General features: G+C 63.7%; 13 protein-coding genes. 6 read left to right on the forward strand and 7 right to left on the reverse strand.

Going from position 1 to position 13,763, the window contains the following annotated elements; genetic code table 11:
- The first annotated feature begins 199 nt into the window (after positions 1-199).
- The 3 genes from IV498_RS12885 to IV498_RS12895 are packed head-to-tail and all read left to right on the forward strand — an operon-like array spanning position 200 to position 2,655.
- Positions 200-1,132, forward strand: coding sequence for a transporter substrate-binding domain-containing protein (locus IV498_RS12885; RefSeq protein WP_269047191.1), 933 nt, complete (start codon positions 200-202; stop codon positions 1,130-1,132).
- A 9-nt stretch (positions 1,133-1,141) separates the two neighbouring features.
- Positions 1,142-1,789 (forward strand): amino acid ABC transporter permease, encoded by a 648-nt coding sequence (locus tag IV498_RS12890; RefSeq protein WP_269047192.1) that lies wholly within the window; start codon positions 1,142-1,144, stop codon positions 1,787-1,789.
- 11 nt (positions 1,790-1,800) lie between these two features.
- On the forward strand, positions 1,801-2,655 hold the full coding sequence (locus IV498_RS12895; protein WP_269047194.1) for an amino acid ABC transporter permease: 855 nt from the start codon (positions 1,801-1,803) through the stop codon (positions 2,653-2,655).
- A 153-nt stretch (positions 2,656-2,808) separates the two neighbouring features.
- On the opposite strand, the gene IV498_RS12900 is transcribed toward IV498_RS12895, so the two are convergent.
- Positions 2,809-3,012, reverse strand: coding sequence for a cold-shock protein (locus tag IV498_RS12900; protein ID WP_269047196.1), 204 nt, complete (start codon positions 3,010-3,012; stop codon positions 2,809-2,811).
- Between the two features lie 349 nt (positions 3,013-3,361).
- Between IV498_RS12900 and IV498_RS12905 the strand changes: the two genes are divergently transcribed.
- Positions 3,362-4,381, forward strand: a complete 1,020-nt coding sequence (locus tag IV498_RS12905) for a hypothetical protein (protein WP_269047197.1) — start codon at positions 3,362-3,364, stop codon at positions 4,379-4,381.
- Positions 4,382-4,387: 6 nt separating this feature from the next.
- Here IV498_RS12905 and IV498_RS12910 read toward each other — a convergent pair whose 3' ends face one another.
- Positions 4,388-5,047 (reverse strand): FMN reductase, encoded by a 660-nt coding sequence (locus IV498_RS12910; protein ID WP_269047199.1) that lies wholly within the window; start codon positions 5,045-5,047, stop codon positions 4,388-4,390.
- A 231-nt stretch (positions 5,048-5,278) separates the two neighbouring features.
- Between IV498_RS12910 and IV498_RS12915 the strand changes: the two genes are divergently transcribed.
- Positions 5,279-5,752, forward strand: a complete 474-nt coding sequence (locus IV498_RS12915) for a very short patch repair endonuclease (RefSeq protein WP_269047200.1) — start codon at positions 5,279-5,281, stop codon at positions 5,750-5,752.
- A 128-nt stretch (positions 5,753-5,880) separates the two neighbouring features.
- On the opposite strand, the gene IV498_RS12920 is transcribed toward IV498_RS12915, so the two are convergent.
- From IV498_RS12920 to IV498_RS12930, 3 genes are all read right to left on the reverse strand, one after another.
- A complete protein-coding gene (locus tag IV498_RS12920) occupies positions 5,881-7,578 on the reverse strand; it encodes a thiamine pyrophosphate-binding protein (RefSeq protein WP_269047234.1) in 1,698 nt (565 codons plus the stop codon).
- A gap of 41 nt (positions 7,579-7,619) precedes the next feature.
- The gene (gene speB, locus IV498_RS12925) at positions 7,620-8,744 is read right to left on the reverse strand and encodes an agmatinase (protein ID WP_269047202.1); all 1,125 of its coding nucleotides are present in this window, start codon (positions 8,742-8,744) and stop codon (positions 7,620-7,622) included.
- A gap of 143 nt (positions 8,745-8,887) precedes the next feature.
- Positions 8,888-9,466, reverse strand: coding sequence for a helix-turn-helix domain-containing protein (locus IV498_RS12930; protein WP_269047203.1), 579 nt, complete (start codon positions 9,464-9,466; stop codon positions 8,888-8,890).
- Positions 9,467-9,943: 477 nt separating this feature from the next.
- On the opposite strand from IV498_RS12930, the gene IV498_RS12935 reads away from it, so the two are divergent.
- Positions 9,944-11,038: a VIT1/CCC1 transporter family protein gene (locus tag IV498_RS12935; RefSeq protein ID WP_330059586.1), complete on the forward strand. Its 1,095-nt coding sequence runs from the start codon at positions 9,944-9,946 to the stop codon at positions 11,036-11,038.
- 124 nt (positions 11,039-11,162) lie between these two features.
- Here IV498_RS12935 and IV498_RS12940 read toward each other — a convergent pair whose 3' ends face one another.
- A complete protein-coding gene (locus IV498_RS12940; RefSeq protein WP_269047205.1) occupies positions 11,163-12,122 on the reverse strand; it encodes a polysaccharide deacetylase family protein in 960 nt (319 codons plus the stop codon).
- 13 nt (positions 12,123-12,135) lie between these two features.
- Entirely contained in the window at positions 12,136-13,749 is a 1,614-nt protein-coding gene (locus IV498_RS12945; RefSeq protein WP_269047207.1) for a purine-cytosine permease family protein, read from the reverse strand.
- Between the last annotated feature and the right edge of the window lie 14 nt (positions 13,750-13,763).

Genomic DNA, 13,763 nt, shown 5'->3' on the forward strand with positions numbered 1-13,763 from the left:
CCCCCCCGACGACGTCGGAACGGTTCCTCCAGTTTTCCATGGAAGCGGGCTGCCGTGCGAACGCCGTGCGGGTTACGGTCCTGCTACGTTCTGGTCGCCGCTCTTACCCGCTTCGCGGAGGACTCGCTAAGCTTTCCTCACTACCACCTGACATTCCATGCCTTAGACCGCAGCTACTTTTCCGCAGAGGAGTCTGTCCATGAAATTACTCAAGCACCGAGGTGCCCGGGCCACCGCCGCCGTGGCGGTGGGCCTGCTGACTTTGGGCCTGGTGGCCTGCAGCCCGGAAGCTCCCGGGTCTCCGGCGGCCAGCGGAAGCTCTGGCGCCACCAGCTACGATGACATCATCAGTGCCGGAACCACCGCGGACGCGGCAACCATCTCGGCCAATCAGTGGGCCAGCCAAGTGAAGAAGAACGGCGTGCTGCACGTCGGCGGCACGGAGACGTCCCAGCTGTTCAGCCTGTTGGATCCGGCCAAGGGCAAAGCGGTCGGATTCGATGCCGGGCTCTCCCAGCTGCTGGCTAAGTACATCATCGGCGAACCCAAAACGAAGCTGGATCAGGTCACAGTTGATACTCGGGAGGATCTTCTGGTGAACAAATCCGTGGATGCCGTCTTCGCCACCTATTCGATTACGCCTAAGCGTGAAGCCCGCGTTGACTTTGCCGGTCCGTATTACTCCTCGCAGGCGGGCATCCTGGTTAAGTCCAGCAACAACGACATCAAAGGCGTTGCAGACCTGGCGGGCAAGACGGTAGCCACCCAGGCTGCGTCGACGGGTGTAACGCTGCTGGCCAATGAAGCCCCCAAGGCGAAGGTCCTGTCCCTGCCGGATCATGCGCAGGCGCTGGCCGCTGTCAAGCAGGGTCGGGCAGATGCTTACGTCATCGACCAGTCGCTGCTGCTCAATGCCCTGGTCTCCAATAAGGACGTCAAAATCGTCGGTGATCCATTTGGTCCCAAGGACAACTATGGAATCGGTCTGACCAAGGGCACGGATGCAAAGGCCTTCGTCAATGCCTGGCTTAAAAAGATCATTGACGACGGCACCTGGCTCAAGCTTTGGCAGGCCACCATTGGTGCTCAGACCGGCACGGACAAAGCCCCGACGCCGCCCAAGGTCGGATAGTTAGACGCCGTGGGTCTGCTCCTGACGCACTACCTTGGAACCTTTGCGGCCGGCCTGTGGGTCACCGCCCAATTCACCGTGGTGGGCTTTGCTGGATCCATGATCCTCGGCGTGGTCCTGGCCACCTTCCGGATCTCCCCGGTGGCTTACCTCCGGGCAGTCGGGCTGATCTACGTGGAAATCTTCCGCAATGTGCCGCTGGTATCCCTTCTCATTCTGGTGGTGTATGGCCTGCCGGAAATCGGCATCACCATCGATTACCTGCCCTCGGTCATGATTGCCATGATCTTGGTGGGGGCCTCCTTCGCCTGCGAGGTCTTCCGCACCGGCATTAACGCGATCCCGGCCGGCCAGGTGGAAGCCGGCCGGGCGATTGGCCTGAGCTTCTTTGGCGTGCTGCGGGAAATCGTCTTTCCCCAATCCACCCGCTCCATGGTGCAGCCCATCGTGACGCTTTTTATCGGCGTGCTGCTCTCCTCCTCGTTGGCAGGCGTGGTGGGGGTCATGGACCTGACGGCGCAGGTGAGCTACATCAATAACCGGGAGGCGCTGGGACTGACAACGTTCCTCATTGCCGCGATTATTTATGCCACCATCGCCTTAGGAGCCGGCGCCATCGGTGCCCGGCTGGAGACGAAACTGCGGGTGCTGCGCTGAGTACCCGCCAGGTGCTCTTCGATGCCGTCGGGCCCAAAGCTCGGCGGCGGATCGCCGTGCTGACGGTGCTGAGTATCCTGCTCACCTTGGGCCTGGTGGCTTTGGCCTACGCCCAGTTTTATCAAAGCGGGCAATTGGCACCCTCCAAATGGGCCGAGTTTTACCAGAAAACCACATGGTCCTACCTGCTGAAGGCCTTTGGTAATACCGCCTTGGCCGCTGCGGGCGCCGGCGCGATAGCGCTGCCACTGGGACTTTTCCTGGCACTGGGCCGACTCTCTCGCGCTGCTTGGCTGCGCTGGCCATGCACGGCCGTGATCGAGGTGCTGCGCTCGGTCCCGCTGCTGCTGATTATTTACATTTTTGTCTCCGGGCTGCCGCCATACGGCATTAATCCAGACGTCTTCTTTAAATTGGTCATCCCGATCGGCGTATGCTCCGGGGCCACGATCGCAGAAGTCTTCCGCGCCGGCATCCTCGCCCTTCCGAAGGGACAGACAGAGGCCGCTATCGCCGTCGGCCTGACTCCAGCCCAAGCCTTCCGGCTGGTGGTCTTTCCGCAGGCCGTGCGGATTGTCTTCCCGGCGCTGATCGCCCAGGTGGTGATCCTGCTTAAGGACACCACGCTGGGCTACGTCGTCTCCTATGGGGAGCTGCAGCAGTCCAGCAAAGTCTTGGTTGCCTCCACCGGGCACCTAGTGCAGACCTACCTGATCATTACGGTGATCTATATCGGCATGAATGTGCTGATTTCCAATGTCGCCAGCGCGGTGGACCGCCGGATGGCCGGGCGGCGGGCGGGAAGCGTCACACCCAAGGCCGGCGGGCAGGACGCCACGGATCGTCAGCTGAGCACCATCGCGTAGCCCTGAGCACCATGGCGCAATTGAGCACCATCGCGCAGCTGAGAACCAAGGCACAGGAGTTTTTGAGAGCGGCGTTAAGTTTTTTCAGGAACGTTAAAAGAAGAAGCAGGGCGGGAGATTCCCGCCCTGCTTCCCAAGGTCAAACCACTCGGGCTAGAGAGCCTGGATGTTTACTGCCTGCGGACCCTTCGGACCCTGCTCTACATCAAAGGAAACCTTCTGGTTCTCTTCGAGGGAGCGGTATCCACCGGAGTTGATCGCAGAGTAGTGTGCGAAAACATCCTGGCTGGAGTCATCCGGGGAGATGAAGCCGAAGCCCTTTTCGGAGTTGAACCACTTGACGGTACCTGTTGCCATTATTTCTATCCTTCTGAAGGTGGAGATTCCGCCCGACTTTCGGGCCTCCGGTTACGGTGTTCTTTGCCGCTTCTTCAGAAAAGAAGCAATCCCCGCGAGGGGCCGCCACTTCAACTACAAAATGCGCAACACAACAACTGCAACCAGCAGATACCAATCTACCGGTGAACATCCGGGCGTTCCAAGGGTTATGCCAAAGTTTTCGCCGCTGTTTTGAGCGGAATTTATGGCTGCGGATTCCGCGGCCGCACCCGCCGCCGATTTCTCGTCCGATTTCCCGTCCGATTTCCCGACCGGGGCGGGCTGCGCAATGTGGCAGAATCGAATGGATCCGCCACGGCGAGGAAACATGGCTAAACGACAACGACAGCACGCACATCGCAAGCAACTGGCAGTGCACCAGATCCACGACATTGGCCGCCGCCGGTTTTTCGTGACCATGGGAGCAGCCGCGGCCGTTACGGCCGTCCGGACAAATATCGCCCTCGATTATCAGTTCACCGAAAACCGGTCGTTCAAGGTGTCCACGCCCGACAACGACGGCAACGCGGCCGCCGCGGCTGCGTTTCCAGGCTCCAGTTGGTATCTGCTGGGTGGGTTCAGGGTTTCCAACCGGACGGCCGGCCGGAAGCTGGCCGCGCTGCAGCCCGTGATGAACGAGCGGGCGCAGGCCTCCTACATTGGCTATTCCAACGAGGGCATCGATGTGGCCCAGTTGTTCATCGCCATCATGAGCGATGCCTACGAGCGTAAAATCACAACCGCCTACCTGTACGGCGACAGCTTTGGCGGCATGGTCGCCGTCGTGCTTGCCCCGCTGCTCGAGCAGAACGGCATTCACGTCAAAATGATCGTGTTCGGCTCCAGCCCCAGCAGCGTGGTGGATGTGCTGGACCCGGGCAAACGGTACATCTCGGTGGCCGGAGCGGTGGTGCCCTACCTCGGTCTCGCGGGCCGGCTTGCGGCAGGCGTATGGAGCGGCATAGCCAATCCGAATGGGCAGGACATGTATGAGGCCGCCCGCAATGGGGTGGAGTCGTCCTTTGACGCAGGCCGGAACAGCCTCATCCTGAGCACGTCGCAGGCAACATTCCTGAAGGCCTTTCCGGCCCAATACGACGGCGGCATCGCCACCTCAACCTGCATCGGATTGATGTATGACCCCGAGGACTTTATCGTCAACACCCGCTCCGCAATCCGAGGCTGGCACGCCCTGCTTTCGCACAATCCGTTCTACCGGTACGACGTGCCGCATACCGGCCATGCCAGTCCGGAAATTTATCCCGAAATCTACCGGACCGGCTTGGGCGTGCTGCAGGATGTGCTGGTGCCGCTGCCAACCCGGCCGCCTAAGACGCTGTACTTCTGAGCAGGCCTACGGTGCGGCGATCTGCGCGAGCAGCTGTTCGAACGGAAGGGACACCATTTTCTCCTGCTCGCGGGACTCGCGCTTCAGGCGGTGATCGGGTAGGTCGCTACTGCTCCCCTGCTGCCCGGCGATGGCGGTGGCCAGTTCACCGGCGGCTTGGGCGATGCGAACATTAAGCTCGCTCTGCCCGGCCTCGCCGGCGCCCCAGTCCTGCGGTGCGGCAAAGACGGCGGTGGCAACAGTCTGAGCGCGGAAGTAGCTGAACAATGGCCGAATGGCGGTTTCCAGGACCAGGGAATGCCGCGTGCTTCCACCGGTGGCGCCAATGAGTACCGGTAAACCGTCCAGCGCCTTCGGCTCCAACAGGTCGAAAAAGGATTTGAACAGACCACTGTAGGAGGCGCTGAAAATCGGTGTTACCGCGATCAAGGCATCCGCCAAAGCCACTTGTTCCAGGACTCGTGCCAGGGCGGGCGGGGCAAATCCAGTCACCATATTGTTGGCAATATCCACGGCGTAATCACGAAGCTCGACCGTCTGCACCACCGCCTCAGTTCCCAGCTCACGAAGCTGGGTTTGCGTGGCGGCGGACAACTGATCAGCCAGCATACGGCTGGAGGACGGTACGGACAGACCCGCGGAGATCAGGACGATCGTGCGTTGCATTGCCAAACTCCTCTTACACCTGGGCGAACCTTGGGCCGGCTGGGTCCGCCGGACTTCATGCGTTCGCATACAAGTACTTCAACCGGCGGGACAGCAGAGATAATCCATGCAGGTCCTAGACTCGTTCCATGCCTTCTCTGCGCAGCGTCACAAAGCTTTCGTGCCCTGGGGCGAACACAGAGTCCCCGGATCACCACCGGCCCCGAGGGGGTCCCAACACCGGGAACCGCTATGGCTGAGCGGATCAGTGCGGCCCAGCGCAGCGCCAACATGTCGCGCATCAGGAGCAAGAACACCAAGCCGGAACTGATCGTCCGTCGCCTGCTGCATGCCGCCGGCTACCGCTACCGGCTGCACGGCCGCATTGGTTCCGCAAGCCTTCCCGGGCGCCCGGATCTGGTCTTCGCCGGCCGCCGTAAGGTCGTGTTCATCAACGGTTGTTTCTGGCACAGCCATTCCTGCCGCGCTGGCCTGCGGGCACCGGTGAACAACGCCTCGTTCTGGCACGAAAAGCGCCGCCGCACCGTGGAACGCGATGCTGCCCAGCTCACTGACCTGCACCAGCAGGGATGGGAGATCCTGGTGGTGTGGGAATGTGAGCTCAAGGATCGGTCCCAACTTGAGCGCCGGCTGGTTTCCTTTCTCGGCGCTTCCCCACAGGCGAGCCGTCCACCCCCAAGTAAGTCGGCCGCCACCCCCAAGTAAGTAGCAGCACATGCGCTCATCCGGCGTTATGAGTGCATGTGCTGGTACTTACTTCGAGGTCTGTGGTGTTCGTTCGGGACGGTCCCGGCAGTTCGGGACGGTCCCGGCCCGGTCCCGGCTCCCCCGGCCTAGATCCCCAGATGGGTGGGGGCGAACATTTTCAGCAGAACCTCGACGACGACGACGTTGGGACCGTCCGCGGCGAATCCCGCCCGGAGCGCCTCCCCCACATCCTCCGGGGCAACCCGACGCGCCGGGACACCGAAGGATTCGGCCAGCTGAACGAAGTCCGGTCCGGACAACTCGGTGTGAGTGGCCTTGCCAAAGGCGTCGACCATGTATTCGCGCAGGATGCCGTACCCGCCGTCGTCGACAATAAGCCAGGTCACGGGCACGTGATGCTGCCGCGCGGTCGCCAGCTCCGCGATCGAGTACATCGAAGAGCCGTCGCCGGAGACCGCCAGCACCCGCGCCGGCTTGCCCTGCGTCGCCAGACCAACGGAACCGCCAATCGCGGCCGGAAAGCCGTACCCCAGGCCACCGGCCCCCTGGGCGGAATGGAATTGGCCGCTGCGCGCATCCCAGCAGCTCCAGCCCCAATACGCCGCAATCGTCATATCCCAGAAGGTCTGCATGTCATCGGGGACGGCGGAGCGGATGTCCGCCATGAACCGGCGCTCCAGTTCCAGACCCTGTTCGTCCAGCCGCGCCGCCACCTTGGCCAGCGTGTCCTTGACCAGCGCCTGCGGCGTCTGGCCGTGCCAGTTGGCTCGTGGCACGTGCGGCATGGCTGATGCGGCGTCCAACGCCTCATTGATCGCACGCAGGGCTTGCCCGGAATCGGCACGGATGCCCAGCGCGGGTCGATTCGATTCGAGCACCCGGGGCTCGGCGTCGATCTGGATAATCCGGCCGCGGGGCGCCAACGTAAAGTAATTGCTCGTTACTTCGCCCAGCGAGGAACCGACGACGACCAATACGTCCGCCTCTTCGAGCACGTCAGTAACGTGGCGGTCCTCCACCCAAGACTGCAGGGACAACTCATGGTCCCAGGGGAACGCCCCATTGCCGCCAGGAGAACACACCACCGGGGCGTTCAGTTTCTCGGCCATCGCGAGCAGGGACGCCTCCGCGCGGCCGCGCCGGGTACCGCCGCCGGCCACGATGGCCGGCCGCTCGGCGGCAGTGAGCCATTTGACCGCTTCGCGGACCAGTTCCACCCGTGGTGGATTATCGAACGGCTCGGCGAGCGCGTCTTCGACCGCCGGGACCATAATCGGATCCAACAGCACATTCTGCGGCACCTCGATCCAAACCGGTCCCTGCGGCGAGGACACAGCTTCCGTCCAGGCATCCTGGATCGCCGAGGGGATGCCGGAGGCGTGCTGGATCAGCCGCTGGCTCTTGGTCACGTTTGCCGCCGAGGCCTTTTGATCGTCGAGCTGGTGCAGCATGCCCTTGCGGCGGGCGCCGAGCCCATCGAGCGGGATCTGGCTGGCAACAACAATCATCGGCACCCCCGTGGCGTACGCTTCCTGCAGCCCGGCAAGCGAGGTCAGGGCTCCCGGACCGGTGGACAGGAACAGGACACCGACTTCGCCGGTGGCCCGGGAATAGCCATCCGCCGCGAAGGCGGAGTTGTTCTCCACCCGGGAGGAGATGAAGTTCAATGTTGACCGGCTCAGGGCATCGAAAAGGCCCAGCGCGTGCTGGCCCGGTATGCCGAAGACGGTTTTGGCCCCGAGGGCGGCCAAGGTCTCAACCACCAGGTCGCCACCGTTGCGCACCGCGGATCCTGAGTTGGCGTCCAGGGGCTCGGAGTTCATACCGGGCAGGGAATCCCCGGCAGCGTGGGCGTTCAGATCGTTCACTTGCCTGCCTCCCCAGCCTGCGCCTGGCCGGCGGCCTGCACCGTCGTACCGGCCGGGCCCGGCACCGGGGCGGCCGAAAAACCTGCGGGTCGACGGGGCTGGCGATCCAATGACTGAGCCGCATAGCCGGTGGCGGCCCCAAAGCGGTCTCCGGGCACGGCGTTGTCCGCCAGCAGGGTGACAAGTTCGTAGGCGACATGACTTCCAGCGATGCCGGTAATCTCCGCGTGGTCGTAAGCCGGGGCAACCTCCACCACATCGGCACCAATCAGGTTCATGCCACGGAATCCACGGATGATTTCCAGCAGTTCGCGGCTGCTGATGCCACCCGCCTCCGGGGTACCGGTGCCCGGGGCGTGCGCAGGGTCCAGGACGTCAATGTCCACGGAGATGTAGAGCGGCCGGTTGCCGATCCGCTCGCGCACCTTCGCCACCGTTTCCAGGACCCCCTGGTAGTAGACGTCTGCACTGGTGACGATGCCGAAACCGAACCGATGGTCGTCGTCGAGATCCTTTTTGCCGTACAGCGGGCCGCGGGTACCGATGTGGCTGATCGCCTCGGTGTCCAGGATGCCTTCCTCCACTGCGCGGCGGAACGGTGTCCCGTGGGTATACTCGGCGCCGAAGTAGGTGTCCCAGGTATCCAGATGCGCGTCGAAGTGCAGCATCGCCACCGGCGCGCCGGCGCGCTCAGCGGCGGCGCGCAGCAGCGGCAGGGAAATCGTATGGTCACCGCCGAGAGTCAGGAGCTTGCCGCCGTCGTTGGTCATGTCCAGCGCATTCTGCTGGATCGTCTCGATGGCCTCGTTGATGTTAAACGGGTTGACGGCCATGTCCCCGGCGTCAGCAACCTGGATATTCTCGAACGGGGAGACATCCCACGCCGGGTTATAAGGGCGGAGCAGCCGCGAGGCCTCACGCACGTGATTCGCACCGAAGCGCGCGCCAGGACGATAGGAAACGCCGGAATCGAAGGGGACGCCGACGACGGTGACGTCCGCCTTCGCGACCTGGTCCAGCCGCGGCAGGCGGGCAAAGGTGGCGGCTCCGGCATAACGCGGGATACGGGAGGAATCGATTGGGCCAACGTTGCCGTTGGCTTCAATGCGCAGCTCTTTCATGGGTGCCCTCATCTTCGTCGATTGTTGGCTTGTGCCGGCGGTCAGGGCCGGCGGCAAAGCCCGATTTTACCTAGATCCTACCGCCTGAGGTTGCTTAGGGGGAACCAAATGTTTCCCGGTAAGCAAAATCCAGGCGCTCGGCCTCACCTGCCAGTGGCGGCGGGAACCAGGATCCAGAGTGCCTGCACGGGCTCGTCGCAGTGGTTGATCCAGCTGTGCGGCTCGCGGCCCGGGAAGGACAAGGTATCCCCGGCCTCAAGGTCAAAGGACTCGTTGGTCATGATCACAGTCAGTGCTCCGCGAATCAGGTGCAGCACGTCCAGTTCGCAGTCCACGGCGTAGAGGTCCGATTCACCGCGGCCGTGCGGGGCAATCTCCGCGTGAATGATCTGCAGCCGCCGCTCGGAGCGCGCCGTCAGCAGTCGCTCGACAATTCCCTCGCCGCCAAGAGAGATCCGTGGACCATCGTCGCGCCTGGTCAAATGCGTTTCCGGAACGGAAAACAGGTCGCCGATGGACACGGACAACACCTGGCACAGGACCACCAGCGAGGCGACGCTGGGCGACGTCAGGTCGCGCTCCACCCGGCTGAGGAAGCCTTTGGTCAGCCCCGTGGCATCCGCAACGTGTTCAATGGTCAGCCTTTGGCCCTGCCGTGCGGCCCGGATCCGTGAACCAATCGCCACCGGGGCGGTACTGGGTTGCACAGGCAATGCCTTCATGGGCCAACCTTTCCTGAGCGAAACCGGGCTCAACACGTCGTGGTGAGCCCACCGGGCTTGGCTGTTAGCCGTTTTCAGTTTAACCTATGGCTCAACAGTTGTTGCCTAACAGGCAAACCGGCGCGTGAATTGAGGCAGGAAAGCTGGCGGGTGCGGGGTGGAGGGTGGGGATGCGCGCTGTCGCCGCCCATCGCTGGGCAGTTTGCGCGCCTGACGACTGGACCGGTTCAACATCACGCCTGATACCTTTTTGCCCGCGCTTTTCGGGACACCGAAACCGTTCGAGCAGGGAAGCCAGCCTGAAAATTCGCCGCTGAATCGGTAAAGTGGTAAATGTTCCAGAGCCCCGCCCGAGGAGAAGGTTCCAAACCCGGACGGTCCCACCCAGGGACCGGATCGTGTCCCCGGACGGTCCCACCAGGGACCGGATCGTGTTCCCGGACCGATTGCCAACACCGACGACAGTGGAGAATTACCGTGCCGGATCGCACCCCTTCCCCGGCCGATATCCGGCGATGGCGCCAGTATCTGGCCGACGAACGCGCCGAAGCGGCGGTTTACCGCGACTTGGCCAAGAAGCGCGACGGCGAGGAACGGGAAATCCTGCTGGCTGTAGCCGAGGCGGAGGGCCGGCACGAACAACATTGGCTGGCGCTGCTGGGCCCCGACGCCGGATCCCCGCGCCGTCCCTCCACCCGCAACCGCATCCTCGGACTGCTCGCGCGGCGTTTTGGCTCAGTGTTCGTACTGGCGCTGGCGCAGAGTGCGGAGTCCCGCTCCCCCTACGCCACGGATACGGATGCCACGCGCACCATGGCTGCGGACGAGCAGATTCATGAGGAAGTGGTTCGGGGCCTGGCCACCCGCGGTCGCACCCGATTGTCCGGTTCCTTCCGCCCCGCCGTCTTCGGCGCGAATGACGGTCTGGTCAGCAACCTCTCGCTCGTAATGGGAATTGCCGCCTCCGGCGTCGCGAGCCAGGTAGTGCTGCTCAGCGGCATCTTCGGGCTGCTGGCCGGCGCGCTCTCCATGGGGGCCGGCGAATTCGTCTCGGTCCGCTCGCAGCGCGAACTCCTCGACGCCTCCCGTCCCACCAAGGTCACCCTATCCGCTGCCTCGTCACTGGATCTGGAGAACAACGAATTGCTGCTGGTCTATTTGGCGCGCGGTATGAGCCGGGAGGCCGCCGAGCATCGCGTAGCCGAGCGGATGGGTCAATACAGCTGCGATTGCGATCCAAGCCTGTCCCTGAATCCTGAGCGGTTTGAAGGCGAAGCCTCGCACGAGACTCTCGGGACAGCTTGGGGAGCGGCCATTTCCAGTTTTTGCTTCTTTGCCTGCGGCGCCCTGATTCCGATCCTCCCCTTCGTATTTGGCATGATCGGCGGCTGGGCTCTGGCGCTGGCCTGCGTGCTGGTCGGGATTGTGCTGCTGGGGACCGGCGCCGTCGTTGGCCTGCTCTCCGGCACGTCGCCTCTCACCCGCGCTCTGCGCCAGCTGGCCATCGGTTTCGGAGCGGCCGCCGCCACCTACCTGCTGGGACTTCTGGCCGGCTCCGTCCTGGGCGGTTGACCCCGACGACGACGCGGTCACCCGCCCGACGACGACGACCATGTGGTCCCCCGCCCGACGACGACGTGGTCGCCCGCCCGACGACGACCACGTGGTCGCCCCCTCGACTACAACGGTCCCACGGTCAGCGCCCGACGACGGCGGGGACGAGGGAGCGCCGGCTGGCGGGAGTCATGGCCACGCCCGACTCCGGGAAACCAGCGATGTCGACCCTCCCGTGCGTGTGCACCTCGGAAACCGTTCGAGCGGTGTGCTCGGCGATCTCCGCCAGCGTGGTGACCCACATACCGTCCATGCCGCGAACCCGCTCAATCAAACGTTCCAGTGCCACGGCTTTGGACGGCCGCCCGGAGATGAACGGGTGGTTGGTCAATACGAAGCAGCTGCCTGCAGCACGGTGCGCCTCGGCCTCGAGGGTCCACATCTCCAGCACTTTGGCAGGGCTTTCGATTACGCCACTCCCCGTCACGCCCGGGTAGAAGGCATACTGCTCCCAATCATCGAGGGCCCAGTCGACCGGAATCTCTACCAGGTCCCGCGGGTCCCCCTCCGCGACGGCGAAACGGTAGGGCGCATCGCCGTCGAGCAGGCTGGAATCGTAGCGCAAGCCGCGCTCAGCAAGCAGCGCAGGGGTATGCCAGTTCAGCTCCCACCAGGGCGCGCGATAACCGGTGGGTCGGATACCGGCCACCTTCTCCAACGCGTCCAGCCCACGGTCCAGATAGCGCGCCTCGGTGGCCGGCTCGATCCCCTGCATCTGCTCGTGCAGGTATCCGTGGTGGGCCACCTCATGTCCTCCGTCCACGATGGCGCGGACGGTGTCCGGATAGCTTTCGGCGGTGAAGCCGGGGATAAAGAACGTCCCGCGGATGCCCTGCCGCTCCAGGATCGACAGGATCCGCGGCACTGCCACCCGCGGACCATAGGACTGGTGCGTCATCAGGGACATCCGCCGCGTCGAGGACGGGTCGTGCGCCAAAATGCAGGATTCGGCGTCGACGTCGAAGCTGAAGGAGGCCGCGGACTGGTACCCCTCCGGCCAGCTGATCGGATGGACAGCGTCGGGAAAAGCCTGGATTACCATGTTGGTCCTTGGTCTAGTCGTTGATCAGGGCCGGTGCGGACGACGCATCAGGAAGGCCGCCTGCGGCTGCCGGGGCGGCAACAGTTTTGGTGTTCGCGGCGGCGGAGTTTCTGGCGGCACGAGGCCCGACGGCGGCGTGCCCGGCGGCTGGTTTATCCGCCGCCAGTTCCGAGGCCGGCAGGTAGCGGGCATGCACCCGCGGTCCCAGCAGTGCATAGACGCCGGCAGCAACCAGGCCACCGGCCAGCCAGGACAAGTCGACGCCGCCCATGGCGGTGGCAATCGGGCCCTGCATGATGGGCAAGACGCCATACATAAACAGCCAGGTGGAGAAGATTCCGGTCAACAATGCGGTGATGCCCGCCCAGTTCACTATCGGCAACCGGGTGGTGCCAATCGGATCGAACAGCCGGTCCACAGCGACGGGTTGGCGTTTGTCCACCCAGAAGTAATGCACCAGCATGATTCCGCCCCAGGCAGCAACCCAGGCCACCAGTCCGCCCAGCCAAGTGCTCAGGGTCGAGGCAAAGTCCTCCTGGACTATGAAAACGACCACGCCCAGCAGCGCCAGCACTCCGACAAACAGGTTCAAGGTCCGGCGTTTGGCCTTGATGTCAAGCGCCTGAGCGGCGACGGAGAAGGTGTAAATGTTCAGGATGTTCGTGGCGATCGGGCCATGCAGCACCAGGAACAGAACCGGAATGGCCAGCACGCCGAAGTTGTCCACGATCAGGTGGCCGGGATCGGCCGTGCCGCTCTTGGTAGCCAGCGAGGCCCCGAGGACCCCCAGCCAGACAACTGGCAGGAACTGGCCGAAAACGGAGGCAAGGTAGACCTTGCGGCGGGGCACGGAGCGGCTGACGAACCGGGAGTAGTCGGCGGCGTAGGTGAACCAGGTGATGCCCCAGCCGATGCCGATCACTGTCATCACAGTGGTCATGGCGGCGATCCGGGCCCCACCTTCCAGCACTGCGCCGGGAGGGCCCGCGTAGCTCCAGTCGATGTTCATGCCGAACCAAGCAACGGCAGACATCGCGATCAGGACGATGATGGTGGGCGGTACGGTCCAACGCTCAAAGGCGGCAATGGCCTTGTACCCAAACCAGGCGATGGTGACCTGCGCGGCCATGATGAGTGCGGCGACAATGACCTTAGGGCCGACGTTGGCCTGGTCCGGATCAACCAGGCCTAGTTTACCCAGCAGCGCCATCACCAGATCCAGAATGATCCAGGTGTTGACCGCGCACCATCCGATGCCAAGGGCGGCTTGGATAGCGCTGGGCAGGTAGTTGCCGCGGCGGCCAAACGCTGCCCGCGCCAGCACCATACCGGTGGCTCCGGTCCGCTGGCCCAGCAGCACAAAGAAGCCAAAGAGCGCCATGCCGATCAGGTTCCCCACGACCAGAACGGTGACGGTGTCGGCAAATCCGAGACCCAATTGGACGCCTAGGGCACCCAGGACCCAGTTGATCGGAGCCAGGTTGGCCCCCGCCCAAATCCAGAATTGTCCGGAAACGCTGCGCGTGCGCGCACTTTCCGGAATGGCTTGCAGGTTCTGCTCGACGTCGGAGGCCGACGACGGCGAATCCGTCACGGCCAAGGGGGCCGCGGCGTGGTTGTCTCTCATGGGAAACCTCCGGT

Source organism: Paenarthrobacter sp. Z7-10 (genome assembly GCF_026932795.1).
In the GTDB taxonomy this organism is placed as follows: Bacteria; Actinomycetota; Actinomycetes; order Actinomycetales; family Micrococcaceae; genus Arthrobacter_M.

What these genes read in the sequence shown, in the direction of transcription:
- IV498_RS12910 (WP_269047199.1), bottom strand. Translation starts at nt 5,047, where the DNA reads ATGCAACGCACGATCGTCCTGATCTCCGCGGGTCTGTCCGTACCGTCC.
- IV498_RS12940 (WP_269047205.1), bottom strand. Translation starts at nt 12,122, where the DNA reads ATGGTAATCCAGGCTTTTCCCGACGCTGTCCATCCGATCAGCTGGCCG.
- IV498_RS12920 (WP_269047234.1), bottom strand. Translation starts at nt 7,578, where the DNA reads ATGAACTCCGAGCCCCTGGACGCCAACTCAGGATCCGCGGTGCGCAAC.
- IV498_RS12900 (WP_269047196.1), bottom strand. Translation starts at nt 3,012, where the DNA reads ATGGCAACAGGTACCGTCAAGTGGTTCAACTCCGAAAAGGGCTTCGGC.
- IV498_RS12915 (WP_269047200.1), top strand. Translation starts at nt 5,279, where the DNA reads ATGGCTGAGCGGATCAGTGCGGCCCAGCGCAGCGCCAACATGTCGCGC.
- IV498_RS12885 (WP_269047191.1), top strand. Translation starts at nt 200, where the DNA reads ATGAAATTACTCAAGCACCGAGGTGCCCGGGCCACCGCCGCCGTGGCG.
- IV498_RS12930 (WP_269047203.1), bottom strand. Translation starts at nt 9,466, where the DNA reads ATGAAGGCATTGCCTGTGCAACCCAGTACCGCCCCGGTGGCGATTGGT.
- IV498_RS12945 (WP_269047207.1), bottom strand. Translation starts at nt 13,749, where the DNA reads ATGAGAGACAACCACGCCGCGGCCCCCTTGGCCGTGACGGATTCGCCG.
- IV498_RS12905 (WP_269047197.1), top strand. Translation starts at nt 3,362, where the DNA reads ATGGCTAAACGACAACGACAGCACGCACATCGCAAGCAACTGGCAGTG.
- speB (WP_269047202.1), bottom strand. Translation starts at nt 8,744, where the DNA reads ATGAAAGAGCTGCGCATTGAAGCCAACGGCAACGTTGGCCCAATCGAT.